This is a genomic window from Streptomyces sp. NBC_01716 (assembly GCF_036248275.1).
Taxonomy (GTDB): Bacteria; Actinomycetota; Actinomycetes; order Streptomycetales; family Streptomycetaceae; genus Streptomyces.
In genome coordinates this window covers 5,809,055-5,826,152 of sequence record NZ_CP109181.1, presented here as the reverse complement: position 1 = coordinate 5,826,152, position 17,098 = coordinate 5,809,055, and the positions used below count along the sequence as shown (strand labels likewise).

Annotated in this window: 17 protein-coding genes; 10 read left to right on the top strand and 7 right to left on the bottom strand. The window is 69.1% G+C overall.

What is annotated here, in order from left to right:
• Nucleotides 1-192: 192 nt before the first annotated feature.
• From OIE74_RS25730 to OIE74_RS25695, 8 genes are all read left to right on the top strand, one after another.
• Nucleotides 193-1,422 (top strand): alpha/beta hydrolase, encoded by a 1,230-nt coding sequence (locus OIE74_RS25730; RefSeq protein WP_329387550.1) that lies wholly within the window; start codon nt 193-195, stop codon nt 1,420-1,422.
• On the top strand, nt 1,419-1,958 hold the full coding sequence (locus OIE74_RS25725) for a VOC family protein (RefSeq protein ID WP_329387548.1): 540 nt from the start codon (nt 1,419-1,421) through the stop codon (nt 1,956-1,958). The genes OIE74_RS25730 and OIE74_RS25725 overlap by 4 nt, the downstream gene beginning before the upstream one ends.
• Nucleotides 1,955-2,524, top strand: coding sequence for a VOC family protein (locus tag OIE74_RS25720; protein ID WP_329387546.1), 570 nt, complete (start codon nt 1,955-1,957; stop codon nt 2,522-2,524). Before OIE74_RS25725 ends, OIE74_RS25720 begins: the two co-directional genes overlap by 4 nt.
• 35 nt (nt 2,525-2,559) lie before the next feature.
• Nucleotides 2,560-3,201, top strand: a complete 642-nt coding sequence (locus OIE74_RS25715; protein ID WP_329387544.1) for a GntR family transcriptional regulator — start codon at nt 2,560-2,562, stop codon at nt 3,199-3,201.
• Between the two features lie 405 nt (nt 3,202-3,606).
• On the top strand, nt 3,607-4,569 hold the full coding sequence (locus tag OIE74_RS25710; protein ID WP_329387542.1) for a sugar ABC transporter substrate-binding protein: 963 nt from the start codon (nt 3,607-3,609) through the stop codon (nt 4,567-4,569).
• Between the two features lie 2 nt (nt 4,570-4,571).
• A complete protein-coding gene (locus tag OIE74_RS25705; RefSeq protein ID WP_329387540.1) occupies nt 4,572-6,122 on the top strand; it encodes a sugar ABC transporter ATP-binding protein in 1,551 nt (516 codons plus the stop codon).
• Between the two features lie 47 nt (nt 6,123-6,169).
• Entirely contained in the window at nt 6,170-7,192 is a 1,023-nt protein-coding gene (locus OIE74_RS25700) for an ABC transporter permease (RefSeq protein ID WP_329387539.1), read from the top strand.
• A 64-nt stretch (nt 7,193-7,256) separates the two neighbouring features.
• A complete protein-coding gene (locus tag OIE74_RS25695; protein WP_329387537.1) occupies nt 7,257-8,099 on the top strand; it encodes an alpha/beta fold hydrolase in 843 nt (280 codons plus the stop codon).
• Between the two features lie 24 nt (nt 8,100-8,123).
• Here the strand turns inward: OIE74_RS25695 and OIE74_RS25690 are convergent, their stop codons facing one another.
• The 6 genes from OIE74_RS25690 to OIE74_RS25665 form a co-directional block, all read right to left on the bottom strand.
• On the bottom strand, nt 8,124-9,446 hold the full coding sequence (locus OIE74_RS25690) for an MFS transporter (RefSeq protein WP_329387535.1): 1,323 nt from the start codon (nt 9,444-9,446) through the stop codon (nt 8,124-8,126).
• A 115-nt stretch (nt 9,447-9,561) separates the two neighbouring features.
• On the bottom strand, nt 9,562-10,395 hold the full coding sequence (locus tag OIE74_RS25685; protein WP_329392442.1) for an APH(3'') family aminoglycoside O-phosphotransferase: 834 nt from the start codon (nt 10,393-10,395) through the stop codon (nt 9,562-9,564).
• A gap of 126 nt (nt 10,396-10,521) precedes the next feature.
• Nucleotides 10,522-11,301, bottom strand: coding sequence for a hypothetical protein (locus tag OIE74_RS25680; RefSeq protein ID WP_329387533.1), 780 nt, complete (start codon nt 11,299-11,301; stop codon nt 10,522-10,524).
• 381 nt (nt 11,302-11,682) lie between these two features.
• Nucleotides 11,683-12,219, bottom strand: coding sequence for a DUF6630 family protein (locus OIE74_RS25675; RefSeq protein ID WP_329387531.1), 537 nt, complete (start codon nt 12,217-12,219; stop codon nt 11,683-11,685).
• A gap of 247 nt (nt 12,220-12,466) precedes the next feature.
• Nucleotides 12,467-13,690 (bottom strand): DUF4032 domain-containing protein, encoded by a 1,224-nt coding sequence (locus OIE74_RS25670; protein ID WP_329387529.1) that lies wholly within the window; start codon nt 13,688-13,690, stop codon nt 12,467-12,469.
• A gap of 88 nt (nt 13,691-13,778) precedes the next feature.
• Nucleotides 13,779-15,059, bottom strand: a complete 1,281-nt coding sequence (locus tag OIE74_RS25665) for a damage-control phosphatase ARMT1 family protein (protein WP_329387527.1) — start codon at nt 15,057-15,059, stop codon at nt 13,779-13,781.
• A 152-nt stretch (nt 15,060-15,211) separates the two neighbouring features.
• Here OIE74_RS25665 and OIE74_RS25660 point away from each other — a divergent pair, with 152 nt between their 5' ends.
• Both OIE74_RS25660 and OIE74_RS25655 read left to right on the top strand, forming a co-directional pair.
• Nucleotides 15,212-15,685, top strand: coding sequence for a PaaI family thioesterase (locus OIE74_RS25660; protein WP_329387525.1), 474 nt, complete (start codon nt 15,212-15,214; stop codon nt 15,683-15,685).
• A 45-nt stretch (nt 15,686-15,730) separates the two neighbouring features.
• Entirely contained in the window at nt 15,731-16,603 is an 873-nt protein-coding gene (locus OIE74_RS25655) for a class I SAM-dependent methyltransferase family protein (protein ID WP_329387523.1), read from the top strand.
• Here OIE74_RS25655 and OIE74_RS25650 read toward each other — a convergent pair.
• The gene (locus OIE74_RS25650; RefSeq protein ID WP_329387520.1) at nt 16,584-17,057 is read right to left on the bottom strand and encodes an anthrone oxygenase family protein; all 474 of its coding nucleotides are present in this window, start codon (nt 17,055-17,057) and stop codon (nt 16,584-16,586) included. The two genes, OIE74_RS25655 and OIE74_RS25650, sit on opposite strands and share 20 nt — an antisense overlap.
• Nucleotides 17,058-17,098: the final 41 nt, after the last annotated feature.

The following is a 17,098-nucleotide window of genomic DNA, read 5'->3' as shown; positions in this document are numbered from 1 at the left end:
GGCTCGGCCGGGCGGGGGGCAACCGGCTTCTGCGTTCGTTTCACACTCGACCTAAATGGATCCACATGCAAGTGTGCGTTATCTTTATGTTACATGAGCATTGCCTCTTGCGGCATTGACTAGCCGGATTTCACGAGCGAGGGTCTCAGGCAAGGAGCACAATGGATCCAATGGAGGGTGACCATGTCAAAGGTGACGAGCGCTTCCCGCGCCCTCGACGAGTTCGAGCGGGAGTCCTGGTGGGAGGCGGCCCTGGCCGAGGTCAACGCCGACCCCCAGTGGGGGGAGGCGGCCAAGTACTTCCCCGCCCGCATCGAGTTCCGCGGTGATCGGGCCTCCTGGACGATCGACACCCGGGACGGGCGGGCCGTCTCCGTCCTGCGGGGCACGCACCCACAGGGGGCCGACATCACGCTCGCAGCCCCGGACGCGGAGTGGCGCCGCGTGATCGACGGCGACACCGACTGGTTCAGGGGCACCTCGCCCGGCCTCGGACAACTCACCGTGGAGGGCGACGGCGTCGCCGCCATGCGCAACGTCAAGGCCATGTGGCTTCTGCTCGGTGCGCTGTCGAGGACCGGCAAACCCGCGGCCGAGCCCGGCCCGTACGCACCGGATCCCACGCCGGGCCGCCACACCGAGGTCACCGGGCGCTACGCGGAGGTGGGCGGCCTGCGGACGTACTACGAGGAGGCAGGAGAGGGCATCCCGATCGTCTGTATCCACGCGGCAGGTCAGGACACCTTGATGTACCGCCATGTGGTGGAGGGTCTGTCCGACGAGTTCCGAGTGATCTCCCTCGACGCTCCCGGCCACGGCAAGACCCTGGAACCGGCCGGCGGAGCGTTCCGGTCCATCAGCGACCACGCCGACTTCAACGAGGAGTTCATGGCCGCGCTGGGCCTGGAGAACCCTGTCATCGTGGGCTGCTCGATGGGCGGCAACATGGTGCTCGAACTCGCCGCGCGGCGCCCGGACTTCTACCGCGCCGTCATCTCCGCGGAAGGTTCCGATTACACCCCGACGGTCAGCGACACACTGCTGGAGATGCTGCTCCTGAACGGAGCGCAGATCCTGGAGGGCTGGTCACAGTCGATGACCGGTCGGCGCACTCCACCGCAGCGCGCACGCGAAGTCGTCTGGCAGTTGCGCCGGGTCTGCCCGGAGGTCATCGCGGCGGACCTCACCGGCTACGCGGGCTTCGACCGCCGTTACCAGGTGGGACGCATCGACAGCCCGGTGCTGCTGCTGCGCGGTGACGCGGACTGGCTCGTCCCGCAGGACATGGTCGAGCAGGTCGCCGACCGCATCCCCGGCAGCCGGATCGCCGTCCTGGAAGGCACGGGTCACTATCCGATGATCGAGAACCCGGTCGAGTTCAACGACACCGTCCGCGGCTTTGTCAAGGAGGCCGTGCGATGACCGGCTTTCCCGCCGGCGTACCGTCGGCCGGCGCCCTGCCCCCTCCCCTGGCCGGACTGCCCGTCGCCCAGGTCGGCGTCCTCGTACCCGATCTGGGAGCCGGCATCGCCACCTGGTCCGCCTTGCTGGGCGCGGACGACTGGCTCGTCTACACCTACGGTCCCGAGACCGTTCCCCGCCTGCGATACCGAGGTGGAACGGGTACCTTCCGGATGCGCGTCGCGCTCACCGGCAGCGCCCCGCAAGTAGAACTGATCGAATCCCTCGACGGCCCCAGCGTCTACACCGAGTGGATCGGTGAACACGGCTACGGCCTGCACCACCTCGGCTTCTGGGTGCCCTCCGTCGAGGAGGCCGTTCGCGACGTGACGGCCGCCGGCATCACTCTCCTCCAGTCCGGCACTGGCTACGGGGAGGACGGCGACGGCGGCTTCGCCTATTTCGACACCCGGGACAGCGTCGGTCTGATCGTCGAGGCGATCCAGGTACCACGGCGCCGAAGGCCCTCCGAACCGATCCCCGGCGGCCTGGGGTGACCGTACGCGCACCTCACGGACTGCCGGGCCTGGCGGGTGTCGAGCACGTCGGCTTCACCGTGCCCGACCTGGAGGAGGCCACGAACTTCTTCACCACCGTGATCGGCTGCGAACTGGTCTACACCCTGGGCCCGTTCCATTCCGACGGCACCTGGATGGCCGACCATCTCAACGTCCACCCGCGCGCGGTGATGCGGCGCCTGGCCTTCCTCCGCTGTGCGAACGGCCCGAACTTCGAAGTCTTCGAGTACGAGTCGCCGGATCAGCATCCCGTCCCGCCGCGCAACAGCGACATCGGCGGCCACCATCTCGCCTTCTACGTCCAGGACCTGGGCGAGGCCGTCGTCCATCTGCGCGCGCACGGGGTGACGGTCCTGGGCGGGCCCACCGACAGCTCCGGCCCGAGTGGAGGGCAGCGCTGGGTGTACTTCCTCACCCCCTGGGGCATGCAGCTGGAACTCGTTTCCTTCCCGCACGGCAAGGCTTACGAGAAGGGGCTGGACCAGCGTGCGGGCGGCGGGGTGCGGTTGTGGCAACCTGAGACGCCCGGACAGTCGCCACGTTAAGGAACAGCATGCCGCCAGGCCCCGACGGTTCGTCCTTGGTAGCCAGCCAGAGGGTCGCCGACACGCTCCGCAAGCGCATCCTCTCCGGGGCGCTGACGCCCGGTACGAGGATCATGCAGGAGGAAGTGGCGGAGTCGCTGGGATCCAGCCGGCTGCCGGTGCGGGAAGCGCTGCGCATTCTCGCGGCGGAAGGCCTGGTCGTCATCAAGCCGAACAGCGGGGCCTGGGTCTCCAAGATGGACCTCGCGGAGTGCCAGGCGACGTACAAGCTGCGCGAACGCGTGGAGCCGCTCGCCCTGACCGAATCCCTTCCGAATCTCACCTCGGAGGACTTCGCGCGGCTCGACGAGATTCAGAGCGAGATCGAATCCAATCAGGATGTCGACCATTTCCTCGCTCTCGACGCGGAGCTTCACCTGATCACGTACTCGGGCTGCCGTAACGATCAACTCCTCACGATGGTGCGGCGATTCTGGAACACCACGCAGCACTACCGGCGTGCCTACGCGCGGCTCATCAACCCATCCGGGTACCAGCTCATCAACCATGAGCACCGGCTGATCATCGAAGCGATCAAGCGGGGCGATCCCGTGGACGCCGAGCGCTTCCTGGAGGGGCACATCCGCCGCACCCGCCTGGCCCTGTCACGCCATCCGGAGCTCTTCCTCGAAGAGTGAGGCAAGCCTGAACAGTGCCTCCACGAGGCGGGCCGCGATCCTTGCGGCCCGCCTGCCCGGCGTGCCCGACCTCTCGCCCCGGGCGCCCAGTGAGCCGAACCCGACATTCACCCACGTGGATCCATAGATCCGATCACGTTACATAAACGTGATGCATTCATCTCGGCGTAACCGATTGACTAGGGTCGTTCCTAGGGCGATTCTCGGCTTCACCGAAGGAACATTCCTAGATGGATCCATTGAAGCCCAACGAGGGAAAACACCTCATCCGCGCTGTCGCCTCGGCCTTTCCGGGCCACCCGACGAGCATCCGGGACCCTCCCGAATCCCCAACCGCAGGCCGCGAAGTCTTGCTCGTGCCCCTTTGCGGGAGCTGCCTTCGCCGCCCTCCTCAAGGAGCGCGCCGTGAAACGCCGCACTACCGCCGTCATGGCCCTTGCCGTGTCCAGCACCCTGACCACCGTCCTCGCCGGCTGCGACGCCGGAGCGTCCGGCACGTCCGGGGACGGAGCGAAGACCATCGGGCTGATCCGCTTCTCCGGTTCGGACGTCTACGCCAACAGCGCCCTCGACGCGATTGCCGAGTACGGCAAGAAGGAGGGTTGGAAGATCACCGAGGTTGACGCGAACGGCAGCGTCGACTCGGCCAACACCGCGCTGACGAACCTGGCCACGCGAGGCGTCGACGCCATCGCCGTCTCCGTCTTCCCCACCGCCGCGCTCGCCTCTGGAGTCGCCTCGGCCCAGGCGGCGGGAATCCCCGTAGCCAACTGGGGCGGCGGCCTCGGGCCGGGCGTCCCCATCGCCGCCGACGTCTCCGTGGGCGGCCCCATGGCCGACCGAGTGGTGACGGACCTCAAGGGCACGGGCTCGCTGCTGGCCCTCGGATACCGCCCCGGCCTGCCCTGCCAGCGCCGCGAGGCCGCCCTGGACAGCGCCCTCAAGAAGACCGACATCACGGCGGACAGCCAGCAGATCACCATCCCGGGCCAGATCGAGTCCGCCGACAAGGCCACTCAGGCGTGGGTCCAGGCCCACCCCAAGGGCGGCGACCTCGCCGTGTGGGCCTGCTTCGACGACCCCGCCACGGGCGCCGCAGCCGCACTTCGCCAGCTCGGACGCACCGACGTGAAGACGTACGGCCTCAACGGCACCGCCGAGGCGCTGTCCCTGGTCAAGGCCGGCAGGCTGACGGCGACGCAGTGGATCGACGGCCCGTCACAGGGACGTGAGATCGCCCGGCTCCTGAAGAAGTACTGGGCTGCCCCAGATGACTTCAAGCAGGTCGAGATCGACGGCGACTACCAGATCATCGACAAGACCAATGTCGATGCCTTCCTCGCCGACCACCCCGAGCTGAGGAAGTAGCCATGGGGCCGCAAGCGTCCGGAACCCCTTCCGGCCGGACCGCCGCCGTCCACGAGGCCGAGCCGCTGATCCAGGTGCGAGGGCTGGCCAAGACCTACGGTGCGGTCCGTGCGCTGCGCGGTGTGGACGTCTCCTTCCGGCGAGGCGAGATCCATGGACTGGTGGGCGCGAACGGCGCCGGCAAGTCCACGCTGATCCGCTGCCTGGCCGGGCTGGAACAGCCCGACGCGGGAGACATCCTCGTCGGCGGCGAGTCCACCCACATCCACGGTCCCGCCGAGGCGGCCCGGCTCGGCCTCGCCTTCATCCACCAGGAGCTGAACCTGGTGACGTCCTTCACCGGGGCTCAGAACATCATGCTCGGCAGCCACCGGGGCTCCCTGCTGACCCTCCGCCGACTCCGCGGAGTACCGCCCGCGGTACTCCAGGCCGCCGAACGGGTGGGGATCGACTTCTCACTCGACACCCCCGTCGCCGAACTGACCATCCACCAGCAATGGCTGGTCACGATCGCGCGCGCACTCGTCGAGGAACGCGCCTTCATCGCCATGGACGAGCCGACCGCGTCCCTGGACGCCCAGGAGGCGGCCAAGCTGCTTCAGGTGACGCGGGAGCTGGCGGACTCAGGCGTCGCGGTGGTGTTCATCAGCCACCGGCTCGACGAAGTGACGGAGGTCTGCGACCGGGTCACCGCCTTCCGTGACGGATCGGTGTCACTGACCCTGCCCAGAACCGAGATCACACGCGAGGCCGTCGTCCGCGCCATTGTGGGCCACGACGTCACCCCAGGAGCGGGAGCGACCGCGTTCCGGGCGCACGAGCGCGCCCCCGTCGCCCTGCGCCTGGACCGCCTCAGCCGGGGGCGGGCCGTACGCGACATCTCCCTGACCCTGCGTGCAGGGGAGGTCGTCGGCATCGCCGGTCTCGTCGGCTCCGGGCGAACGGAACTGGCGCGGCTGATCTTCGGCGCCGACCGCCCCGACGGCGGCACGATGACGCTTCAGGGCCGGCCGTACCGACCCAACTCCATCCCGCGGGCCATCACTCGTGGTGTCGCGTACGTTCCCGAGGAGCGGCGCTCCGAGGCACTGTTCCTCACCCACTCCGTCGAGGACAACCTCCACATCACCGTCTGGGATCGCTGGCGCGCCGGCAGATGGCTGCCGCTCATCAGTCCGCGAGCCTCCCGGGCCGCGGCGAGAAGCACCTGCCGCACGCTCGGGATCAAGGTCACGGACCCCCGGCAACCCGTCCTCGGCCTCAGCGGAGGCAACCAGCAGAAGGTGGTCATGGGCCGCTGGCTGGCCACCCGTCCGAAGGTCCTGATCATGGACGAACCCACCCGTGGGGTGGACGTGGGCGCACGTGCCGACATCTATGCCCGTATCCGTGAAGCCAACGCGGCGGGAACGGCCGTCCTCGTCATTTCCTCCGAGTTCGAAGAACTCCTCGAATGCGACCGCGTCCTCGTCATGGCCGAAGGCCGCCTCGTCGGCGAACTCGCGTCCGGCGACATCACCGTCCCCAACATGCTGCACCTCTGCTACGCGTGACGTGCCGCGCGATCGAGAATCGCGGTCAAGAAAACGGAGAAACCGCCATGCAAGTCACCATCGAGAAAACCGTGAAGGCGCCGGCCACGCGGGGGACCACATCGGGCAACGCCCAGCGTGCCCTGGTCCTGACGGGCCGCTACGGAACGCCGGCGGTTCTCGTCCTGCTCCTGATCGGCTTCGCCACAGCGAGCCCGCAGGCCTTTCTGACAGGCCAGAACCTGCTGAACATCCTCAGCCAGAGCGCCACGCTCGCCATTGTCGCCGGAGGCCTGACCCTCCCTTTGGTGGCGGGCAAGTTCGACCTCAGTTTCGCGTCCGTGGTGAGTCTGTCGGGCATCCTGGCGGTCGGTCTGCTGGAGCGCAGCGGCTTGCCGTGGTTCGTCGCGATGCTGCTCGCCCTCGCTGCCGCCGGGGGGATCGGCCTGGTCAACGGAGCGCTCGTGGCGTTCCTGCGGATCGACCCGATCGTGGCCACCCTCGGTATGAGCACCATGCTTCTGGGGATCAACTACGCCTATTCCAACGGCACACCCATCACGCTCAAGCCCGGCCCCTTCACCGACATCGCCCGTGCGTCGTTGCTGGGGATCCCCGCCCCGGTGATCCTGACCGCGATGGTTCTCGGCGCCTTGTGGGTGGCGCTGAACTTCACACTGCTCGGTCACCACATGCAGGCCGTGGGCACCAACCAGGTCGCCGCACGCATGGCCGGTGTGCGGGTCACCCGCATCACGCTCATCGCCTTCGTGATCTGCGGGGTGTGCGCGGGGCTGGCTGGCATCGTGCTGTCGGCGCGCATCGGCAGCGGCCAGGTCACGGCCGGTGACGGGTATCTGCTGAACGCCTTCGCCGCCGTGTTCCTGGGGGCCTCGGTGCTCAAGGACGGCGACTTCCACATCGTCGGCACCCTCGTCGGCGTACTCATCGTCACCGTCACCTTCAACGGGCTGTCCCTGCTGGGCGCCGAGTCGTACGTGCAGTTCCTCTTCCAGGGAGGCATCCTCGTCGCCGCGACCGCGCTGAGCAGCACCAGCCGACGCCTGCTGCTCTCTTCGGCGCGACGCTGAACCGTCTGACCCCACACGTGATCCAACGCGTGGCTTCCCCTTTCCCCAACTGTGAGAGGCATCCATGAGCAACACCGAGACCCGGACCGAGAAGACGATCCCCGTCAACGGAACGGAACTCTTCGTCCGTGACACCGGCGAAGAAGACCTTCCAGTGGTCCTCGCCCTGCACTCCCTGTTCCTCGACGGCCGCATGTTCGAGGGCTTCAAGGAGGCAGCCGCGGGCCGGTACCGCGTCATCCGTCCCGACTTCCGCGGCCAGGGACGGAGCGCGCCGGCCGAGGGCGACTTCATCCATCTGGACACGGTGACCGCTGACGTCATCGCGCTGGCCGAAGCCCTGAACCTGAAGCAGGTGCACCTGCTCGTCCAGTCCATGGGCGGAGATGTGGCGTTTCGCCTGGCCGTCGCTCGGCCCGCCCTGGTCCGGTCGATGATCGTCCTGGGATCCTCGGCCTGTTCCGAACCCGCCGATCAGCTTCAGGTTTTCCGGGAGTGGGTCAACAGCGTGGGGCGGCAGGGTTTCGTCGGTGACGTACTCCGGGAGACCATGGAGATCATGTTCGGCGCCACCACTCTCACCAATCCTGACAAGCAGGACATTGTCCAGCTGTGGGAGTCGAGGATCGCGGAGGTACCGAAGACCCTGCGTCCCGCGATGGCGGGCGTGATCGAACGGGGTACCGCCGTGCACCTGCTCCCACAGATCAAGGTCCCCGTCTTCATCGTTTCGGGCGAGGAGGACAAGCCACGTCCGGTGCCCTGGCAGGACGAGATGGCCGAGCACCTGCCGAACGCCACTCTGTGGCGCCTGGAGAGGATCGGCCACAGCCCGATCCTGGAAGTGCCGGACGTGGTCCTGCCCCGCCTCCTCGGCTTCCTCGACCAGCTGGAGAAGAACGGCTGAGGCGCGCCTCCTTCTCGGACGAGCTCACCTGGCACACGGGCCACCGGGGTCACCGGGCGTCGGAAGCTCCTTCCCCAGGCGGGCGAGGGGTGAGAGCGCCATGAACACCGGCGAGAGAAGCAGACCGATGGCCGCCACCAGCAGGCTCGTTCGCGGATCCCATGTCGCGGCCAGAAAGCCGCCGAGGAGCGAGCCGAGCGGTGTCAGGCCCATGCCGACGAAATTGATGGTCGCGACGGTTCGGCCCTGTATCGCCGGCGGAGTGATCGACTGGCGAACGGCCATGACCGTGACGTCGACCAGCTGGCTGAAGACGCCGAACAGGAAGTTGACCGCCATGAGGCAGGCGATCGTGCGGGCGGTCGAGCCGTGCAGTGCCGGTACGAGAAGCATCACGCCGTCGGCGAGCGCCGCCGAGAACACGAGCACCACGCCGTACCCGAATCTCTTCGGCATTCCGGCGGAGAGTACGGAGCCGACGAGCGCTCCCGGGCCCATGGCCGCGAGCACCAGCCCCACCTCAGCGCCGGACAGATGCAGCGTGCGGGGCAGGAAGAGCAGATAGACCGTCATCAGGGCGGCGAAGGAGAACTGGAAAATGGCCGAGGCGAGCCCCACGGCGCGCAATGACGGATCGCCGACGACGAAGCGGAGACCTTCGAGGATCTGCCGCCGCATGCGGGCGGGCCGTACTGTCGCGGACTCTGTTGTCGCCGGCCGGGCGACGTCCGGCGACAGCGGCTCGCGGTGACGTATTCGGCGGATCGACAGGAACGACACCGTGAAGAAGAACGCGCCCGCGACGACGGCGATCGGCGCCGACAGGAGCGACACCAGTGCGCCACCGAGCGCGGGGCCGCCGATCTGCGCCGCGGATCTGCTGCCCTCCAGCGCGCTGTTTCCCTGCGCCAGCTGATCGCGTTTCACCAGCCGTACGAGAGCGGCCTGGTAGGCCACGTCGAAGAACACCGTGAGTACGCCGACGAGGAAAGCGAGGACGAGCAGCAGCGGCATTCCGAGTACGCCGAGGAGAAAGGCGACCGGAATGGCGGCCAGTGCCACCGCCCGGCCGAAGTCCGCCCGCACCATCACGTCGCGGGAGCGCCAACGGTCCACCCACACGCCGACGAAGAGCGAGAACAGCAGGATCGGGACCTGCTGGGCCGCGCGCAGGGCGCCGAGTTGGGTGGCGTCGGCGTGCAGCGCCACCACGGCGAGGAGCGGCAGGGTCACCTGACCGGCCTGCGCCCCGAACTGCGAGGCGGTCTGGCCGGCCCAGAGGCTGCGGAAGTCGCGATCGCGCCACAGGCTCGGCGGGCGCGACGGATCGGAGGGTACGGACGGCACAGGGGCCCCTTGGGTCGCCGGGGGATGAAACCCGCCTGAACAGGGCGGGGAAGGTTTCGCTGTGCCGCAGTTGGAAGAGCAGCACGCGATGACGGGTCGGTCGCGACCTACGACGTCAACGCGTGCTCGGGTGACCGGGCATCTCAACTCCTTCGCCCCAGGTGAGAGGGTCGAGATGGAGATAGAACGTCTCCCGGTCACGGTCGAGCACGATGCCGTACCGCTGGGCGAAAGCCTCGTCCGCGGCGCTCGCCCGCCGGTCGTCGGCCCAGGTCTCACGGGAGTTGGCGAGGAGCAGAGCGATGTCGGCGTACGGGTCGGCCCGGCCGAGGCGGCCGAGATCGATGAAGCCCGCCACTTCCAGGGTTTCCGGGTCAAGGACGATGTTGGGCAGGCACAGGTCCCCGTGACAGACGACGGCCTCGGCGGCCTCCTGAACGAGGCGCTGTTCGAGCTGGGGGACGAGGCGCGCGAGCAGTTCGGTGGGCGGCGTTCGCTGCTGGTCCTCCGGGAGGAATTCCGGATTGACCGCGCCTCGCGCGACGACATCGCGCGCGGTCGCGAACATCCGCGTGAGGTCGCGGCTGAACGGGCACGTCCGCACGGGCACGTCGTGCAGACGGCGCACCGCGTCCGCGATCTGCCGCCACGCCGCCCGGAGTTGGGGAGCCGTGACCTGGTCGGCGGGGACTCCCACGACCGTGCTGGTCACCAGGCAGGCGGCATCGGCGGTCACGCGCCAGTCGAGCACGCGCGGTCCCGGGACGCCCTGACCGCTGAGCCAGTCGACGCGGTCGCGCTCTCCCTCCATCGAGGCCGCGGAGAGGGCGGGCACGCACTTGGCGTACCGCGAGCCGTCGGCGGAGCGGAAGACACTTGCCTCGGACTCGCCGTCCGTGACGAGCTCCCAGCGGCCGTCGTGGGCGGCGGCCAGCAGCGTCCGGAACATCGCGTCGATCACGAAGGCCACACTAACCAGCGCGACCCTCACCGCACCTCGTATTAAACGCGGGACGGGGTGGTACGTGACCGGGGCTCTCCCCCCGTGGAAGAACCCCGGCCACAGTCTGAGAGTTCACGCCGTACGCAGCGCGTCCGTCGCCATCCCGCGTACGCGCTCGTCGCCGACCGCGAGCATGTACGCGCCGAGCCGCCGTACTTCCGGTGCCCCGGAGCGGTGCAGCACCGTGACCGCGTGCACCAGCGCCCGCCGTGAGGGCTCGACCTCCAGGACGGTCGTGGCGAGCCGCGCGGCGAGGGCCCCGTCGACCAGCGCGACCGCGCCCGCGAGATCGACAAGCTGAGTGGCCAGGTCGAATCTCGGCCGCACGTCGGCCGCTCCGGTCAGGGAGCCGACCCCTCTGTCCGCCGTCTCCGCGATGTCCGTGAGCAGCAGACGCACCGTCGATTCGTCCATGAGATCGCCGAGTTGGTCCTCGAAATACTCGGTGTCGGCAATTCTCACGAGTGCCTGGAAAGCTGAATCCCGCTGTGTGACCGTCCCTTTCTCCTCCGCCATCTCCCTGCTGTCGCCCAAGGCGACGGCGAGTTGGGCGAAGGTGCTGTCCACCGAGTATTTCCGGTCGACGAGAACGTCGTACCAAGGAGCCCGCTTGCCGCATACGGCGGCCTCGACCACCGCCTGATATCCGGCCGGCTCTCCCCACGTCGTCAGGGCCACGCAGGCCAGGAAGCGCTCCTTGCCGGGTGCCGCCCGATCACCCATGACCGCGATGAGCCCCGGAACCCTCTCCCGGTGCTCAGGGTGGTCGAGTCCCCCGTAAATTATCTCGTCTGTGTCGGACGTCGGACGATGGTAGAAATCAGTACCGAGCAACTGGTCCAACCGCGCCATCGCCGACCTCCTTCCGTAAAAGACTCCGCTTCCACGACATCCCCGTATCCCCGATCTCCCGAACGCTCTTTGTGCGTCAGCGAATTGGCCAAAGTCACAACACGTACACGTGGAGCACCACGCACATTAGGCCGGGCCCCGGGCCCAGAGACAGGGCTCAAGGGCCCACGGGGGGCCCAGGGCCGGGTGGGCGGGGTCCTAGGGCGTGTTTGAGAAGTCCCGTCTGGCCCACGACGCCTGGCACGCGCGCTCGCTGCGTTGTCGGAGTCATCCAAGTACGTCCGGTCCATCTACGGGGATGATCCTCCGCCTTGCGATCGCACGCACCAGACGCCGTGGGCCCCGCCCAGTGGGCGGACGACGCTACTTCTAAAACACGCCCTAGGCCTTGGGGACGCCCAGCGGCCAGACGGCGAAGCCCGCGCCCTTGGCGAGCGATATCAGCTCGTCGACCCGCCTCGCGCGCACGCACGCCACCGGGTAGCAGTCCGACTCGATGTCGAGCACCACGAGGGCCGCGCCGACCTCGCGGTAGTGCCGGCCGCACGCCTCAAGGAAGTCGTAGGTCGGCAGGTCCGTCTCGCCGTCCTCGAAGAGCACCCAGGGATCGACGGACGGGCGCGACACCAGCTCGCCCAGCCCGCGCCGGATCTCGTCCGCGTCCTCCTTCCAGTCGAACTCGGCGAGCAGCTTGTGCTCGGTGAGCGCGTCCACGAGGGCTGTCCACGGGAGACCCGGGAACGGCTCGTCGATGCCACGGTCGTCCAGCCGGTCCCCGTACGTACTCACGTAACCCTCGGGGTCGGTGTGCGCGCGACGCGTCTGCTCGGCGACGGCGGGCTGGTCGGGCGCCAGCAGTGCTGCCACCGCTGTCAGGGAGTCAAGGACTCCGCCGGCGTCGGGACCGGGTCCGGACATGGGTGTGCTCCTCTTGCGGCCAGGGGTCAACGAGTAGCGAGGTGCCCGTCGTTCGGCACCTGAAATCACCTTGCCACAGGGGTACGACAACGGCCCTCGGCCGCGGAGCTGTCACCGTCGAAGCCCACGAAGAAGTACAGCTGGTGACAAGTGGCCCCCGCCACACGAATCCTCAGGTGTAACCGGCGGACCGCAGGGCATTCGCACTCCAGGTCCCGCCGCGTTTCCCCCGTCGCGGCGGGGCCGCTCACTCCACCGGCCGGCCCGGCCCGCCCGGCAGTACGTTGGCGACGTAGTCCTCGATGGTCGTGTCCAGCCCCACGTCGTGCCCGGCGCTCTCCGACAGGTACCACCGGTGTTCCAGCAGCTCGTGGTAGATCTGCGCCGCGTCCGTCGTGCGCCGCAGCTCCAGCGGGACCGCCCGTACGGTCGGCCGGAACACATCGCGTACCCACCGGTGCGCCAGGACCTCGGGGCGGGCGCCCAGCGGGTCGCCCGGCGCGTAGTCGTCCTGGCCGGCCATCCAGCTCTCCAGGTCGTTGAGCAGGCGCCTCGACTGGTTCTCCTCCGCGTCCAGGCCCGTCAGCCGCAGCAGTTGGCGCTGGTGGTGGCCCGCGTCCACCACCTTCGGCAGGAAGGTGACGGTGTCGCCCTTCGGCGACCGTTCCATCTGCATCTCCGCGACGTCGAAGCCCAGTTCGTTGAGCCGACGTATCCGGCGGTCGATGTAGTGGCGCTTGTCGACCGGGTAGACGGACTCCCGAGTCAGCTCGTGCCACAGGTCCTCGTAGCGCCGTACGATCGCCGCCCCGAACGGCACCGGGTCGACCGACGGATGCAGCGAGCCCGCGGCCTCCAGGTCCATCAGCTCCCCGGCGATGTTCACGCGCGCCAGCTCTATGTCGTAGTCTCGCTGGCCGGCGCTGAGCGTCGGCTGGATCTCGCCCGTCTCGGCGTCCACCAGATACGCGGCGTACGCGCCCGCGTCGCGCCGGAAGAGCGCGTTGGACAGCGAACAGTCGCCCCACGCGAAGCCGGTCAGATGCAGCCTCACAAGGAGGACGGCGAGCGCGTCCATCAGGCGCCTGACCGTGCTCGGGCGCATTGTGGACTCGAACATCGAGCGGTACGGCAGCGAGCCCTTGAGGTGCCGCGTGATCAGCGCGGACTCCAGCGGCCTGCCGTCCGCGTCGACCCGCCCCGTCACCACCGCGACCGGGTCGACCGCCGGTATCCCCAGCCGGTGCAGATCCCTGAGCAGCCCGAACTCCCGCACCGCGGGACGCTCGGCGATCTCCTTGACCGCCAGCACCTCGGACCCGGCTGCCGCGAAGCGCACCACGTGGCGCGAGATGCCGCGTGGCAGCGCCACCAGGCAGTCGTCGGGCCACTCTTCGAGCGGGATGCCCCAGGGCAGGTCGAGGAGCACGGCCGGCTGCTCCGGGTTGGTCGCGCTGATCTGGAGCGCCATGCCGCCTGCCTCCGAGGTCCGTTCCTGAATTTCTGAGTTTCTGAGTTTCTGGGCTTCTGGGCTTCTGGGCTTCTGGGCTTCTGGTTACCTACGTTCCCGCGTTGCCCGGCGAGACCTGAACGAGCGCGTGCGTCCCGCTCGTGCGCCAGGGGCCCCCGCTCGCGCCCGCTTCTTCGAGTCGTGCCGGCGTGCGCGGGTCGAGGCCGACGATCACATCGGACTTCAGGGTACGCAGGGCCGCCACCGGCCCCGGGAAGTGGGCCGTGCGCTCCGCGAACGACGTGGTCGGCGGCCAGAGCCGGTCGCCCACGAGGCGGCGGTAGTTGAGGTCGCCCTTCACGATCGTCAAGGCGGCCCCCGCGAACTCGCGCCGGAGATCGGCGGGCATCTCGCTGTACGGGAACGGCGCGCAGTAGAAACCGTGCGCTCGTACGTCGAGTCGCCCGTCGCCCATCGCCGTCCAGAGCCGCTTGCCCGCCTCGCCCGCGCTGCCGGACGCCTGAGCGATACGGCGCGCGCAGTCGACGACGTCGGCCATGGTCGCGTCGGAGACGTAGTACGGATACGGCTTGACATGCAGGACGACCTCGTCCGCGCGACCGGTGGTCAGGAGATGGTCTATGAGGACGAGGTCGGGGATCAGCTCGCGGCCGGAGTTGTCCGCGATGACGTGGACGGTCCGTGCGGAGCCGGACGAGCCACCGCCGGCCGGCCTCTCGGCGGGCGTCCCCTCGGCGGGCGTCCCCTCCGTAGGAAGCAGCGACCACAGCACCTCGCTGTCATCCGCCACGAGGGGCCGGGGATCCTCACCGCGCGCCGCGCCCGCCGCGCCGACGGTGGCCGCCGCGCCCGGTGAACCGACCGCGAAGCCGAGGTCCGCGCGGTTGCCCCAGAGCGAGGCCTGGAGGTACGCGGCGGCCCGCTCCTCCACCGGCCGTTCGGCGAGCGCGTCGAGAGCGGCGAGTTCGTCGTCGACGAGCGAGCCGCACAACTCCGCCCGTTTGAAGGGCGCGAACGGGTCGGTGCCGTGCCAGGGCCCCGGCGCGAAGTAGCCGACCGCTTCGAGGAGTCGGCGGTAGAAGTAGCTCTCGGACCAGAGGAACGGCACGTCGAACCACGACCTGCCGAAGTACTCGCCGCCCCACGCGTCCCACCGCTCACGGTCGTGCGCCCCGGGATCCAACGGTTCGATGACGCCCTCCGTACAGGAGCGCAGCAGCGCGTCGAGCGCACGGTGCCGCTCCGGGGACCACGGGAAGGCGTCCCGTACCTGCTGGATGAGGGCGGGGTGGCGCTCGGCCAGCACGCTCCGCGCGAACGAACCGGGCGTGCTGCTCACGATCACGGGCGCGTCATCCACTTCGGGCATGGTTTCCCTGTCCTCCGGAGCCGGTCGGTGTCGCCTCGCTGTCGCCGCCGGTCACAGGAGCGGCCACCGTCGCACCGTACCCTCCATGATTTCGCCCGCTCGTCATGTCACCGTCGCCCCGCTCGGGCCCCCGTCGGGCAGCCTGGTTCGTTGTGGATGTCACCGAGCAGGCCCGCGCCCTTCTGGAGCCCGTACCGGCCCATCGAACGGCCGGTATCGAGGTGCTGCGTGCGGCCGACGGCGCGGCGGAGGTCGCGCTGACCACGCCCCACGAGTTGACGAACGTGATCGGCTCGCTGCACTCGGGCGGGCTGGCCGCACTGATCGACGCGGCCGGACTCGCCGCGATCATCGCCGCCGGGGAGAGCGAGGACGCGTTCCAGGGGGTCGTACCGCTCGGCGCGCAGGCCTCCTTGGAGTTCCTCGCGCCGGCGCGCGGCAGGCTCGTGGCGACATGCCGCCTGGACGACGAGGCGTCGCGCGCGCTGCGTCCCGTCCTGGCCCGCGAGACGGACAGGGCCCGCGTGACCACACGCACCGAGGTCGTCGACTCGGCGGGTGTGCTGGTGTGCCGGGGCAGTTTCGAGTGGAGCGTACGCAGAACTACTCACGCGCCGCCCGAGTAGCCGCGCGGATACCGAGGCCCGCACTCCGGGCCGACGCTGTTGCGCATGACGAAGACGAGCACGACCCAGGAACCCCAAAGCCACCCGAACCTGACCCCTCGCAAGCGGACCGGTCCGCTCAACCGCGCGCGGTGGGCGGCGATGCGCGTACTCCTCGGCACCGTCGGGCGGGCGAGTGCCGGGATCCGCATCGGATTCCGGCACGGCTTCGACAGCGGATCGATGCTGGACTACGTGTACGTCAACAAGGCCGGCGGCTTTCCCGTCGTGGGACACCTCATCGACCGCGTATATCTGAACGCCGTCGGATGGCGCGCGATCCGGGCCCGCCGCGAGCTGCTGAAAGACGTCCTCCGTAAGGAGATCGCGCGGCGCGGTGGCGCCGACGGTGGTGCGAACGGTGGTCTGCGCGTACTGGACGTGGCGTCCGGGCCCGGACGCTACGTCCAGGACCTGCTCGCCGAGTACGCGCCCGGCTCCCTGCACGTCGAGTGCCGCGACATGGACCGCGCGGGTCTCGCGCAGGGAGAGCGCCAGGCGGCCGAGCGAGGGCTGACGGGGATCTCGTACGTCTACGGAGACGCCCTCGCCCCGGCCCCCGGCTCCCCCGCGCCCGACGTCATTGTCGTCTCGGGTCTCTACGAACTGCTTCTGGACGACGCCGTCATCGCCGCGTCGGTGGCGCGGCTGCGAGAGTTGCTCGCACCGGGCGGCGTGCTGGTCTTCACGACCCAGACCCACCACCCTCAGCTGGAGTTCATCGCGAACGTACTGCCGAACCGTGAGGGCGTTCTGTGGGAGATGAAGTGCCGGCCCGTGGAGCTGGCCGAACAGTGGGCCGCTCAGGCCGGGTTCACGGAAGTCGCCAGTCGGCGGGAGTCGGTGGGGCTGTTCACCGTCACGACAGCGAGGCGCTGACGATCAGCGCGAACCCCGCGACGGCGAAGAGGGTGCGGACGGCGTGGAAGCGGTTCCAGCGGCTCTCGAAGGCCTCGCGCACGGCGGAGTCGGGGTGGGTCTCGGGTGCCGACTCGGAGGACGCCAGGGCGTTGTTGAGCGGGATGTTACCGGCGATGGTGACGAGGTGGTTGACGACCACGCAGACCAACCCGGCCACCAGCAGCCACAGATGGGTGTCCGAGCGGTCGTCGACGGGAACAGCGAGCGCCGCGATCGGGAAGGCCACCTCGGCGAGGAACACGAGCAGGAACAGCCCGCGCGGGACCTCCTCGTTGAGCCGGCGCATGGCCACGACGAACTGCCCGTCCGTCAGCCGCGCCAACGCGGGCATGATCCCGGTGAGGAAGATGAGCATCATCCCGGCGTACAGACCGGTGAAGATGACGGCGAGCGCGAGCAGGACAGAGGCCATGCCGCACATCATGGCGCGTCGCGAGGGGCGGCGCAGCACCG

What these genes read in the sequence shown, in the direction of transcription:
- OIE74_RS25725 (WP_329387548.1), top strand. Translation starts at nt 1,419, where the DNA reads ATGACCGGCTTTCCCGCCGGCGTACCGTCGGCCGGCGCCCTGCCCCCT.
- OIE74_RS25705 (WP_329387540.1), top strand. Translation starts at nt 4,572, where the DNA reads ATGGGGCCGCAAGCGTCCGGAACCCCTTCCGGCCGGACCGCCGCCGTC.
- OIE74_RS25700 (WP_329387539.1), top strand. Translation starts at nt 6,170, where the DNA reads ATGCAAGTCACCATCGAGAAAACCGTGAAGGCGCCGGCCACGCGGGGG.
- OIE74_RS25695 (WP_329387537.1), top strand. Translation starts at nt 7,257, where the DNA reads ATGAGCAACACCGAGACCCGGACCGAGAAGACGATCCCCGTCAACGGA.
- OIE74_RS25685 (WP_329392442.1), bottom strand. Translation starts at nt 10,395, where the DNA reads ATGTTCCGGACGCTGCTGGCCGCCGCCCACGACGGCCGCTGGGAGCTC.
- OIE74_RS25680 (WP_329387533.1), bottom strand. Translation starts at nt 11,301, where the DNA reads ATGGCGCGGTTGGACCAGTTGCTCGGTACTGATTTCTACCATCGTCCG.
- OIE74_RS25675 (WP_329387531.1), bottom strand. Translation starts at nt 12,219, where the DNA reads ATGTCCGGACCCGGTCCCGACGCCGGCGGAGTCCTTGACTCCCTGACA.
- OIE74_RS25670 (WP_329387529.1), bottom strand. Translation starts at nt 13,690, where the DNA reads ATGGCGCTCCAGATCAGCGCGACCAACCCGGAGCAGCCGGCCGTGCTC.
- OIE74_RS25665 (WP_329387527.1), bottom strand. Translation starts at nt 15,059, where the DNA reads ATGCCCGAAGTGGATGACGCGCCCGTGATCGTGAGCAGCACGCCCGGT.
- OIE74_RS25655 (WP_329387523.1), top strand. Translation starts at nt 15,731, where the DNA reads ATGACGAAGACGAGCACGACCCAGGAACCCCAAAGCCACCCGAACCTG.
- OIE74_RS25650 (WP_329387520.1), bottom strand. Translation starts at nt 17,057, where the DNA reads ATGGCCTCTGTCCTGCTCGCGCTCGCCGTCATCTTCACCGGTCTGTAC.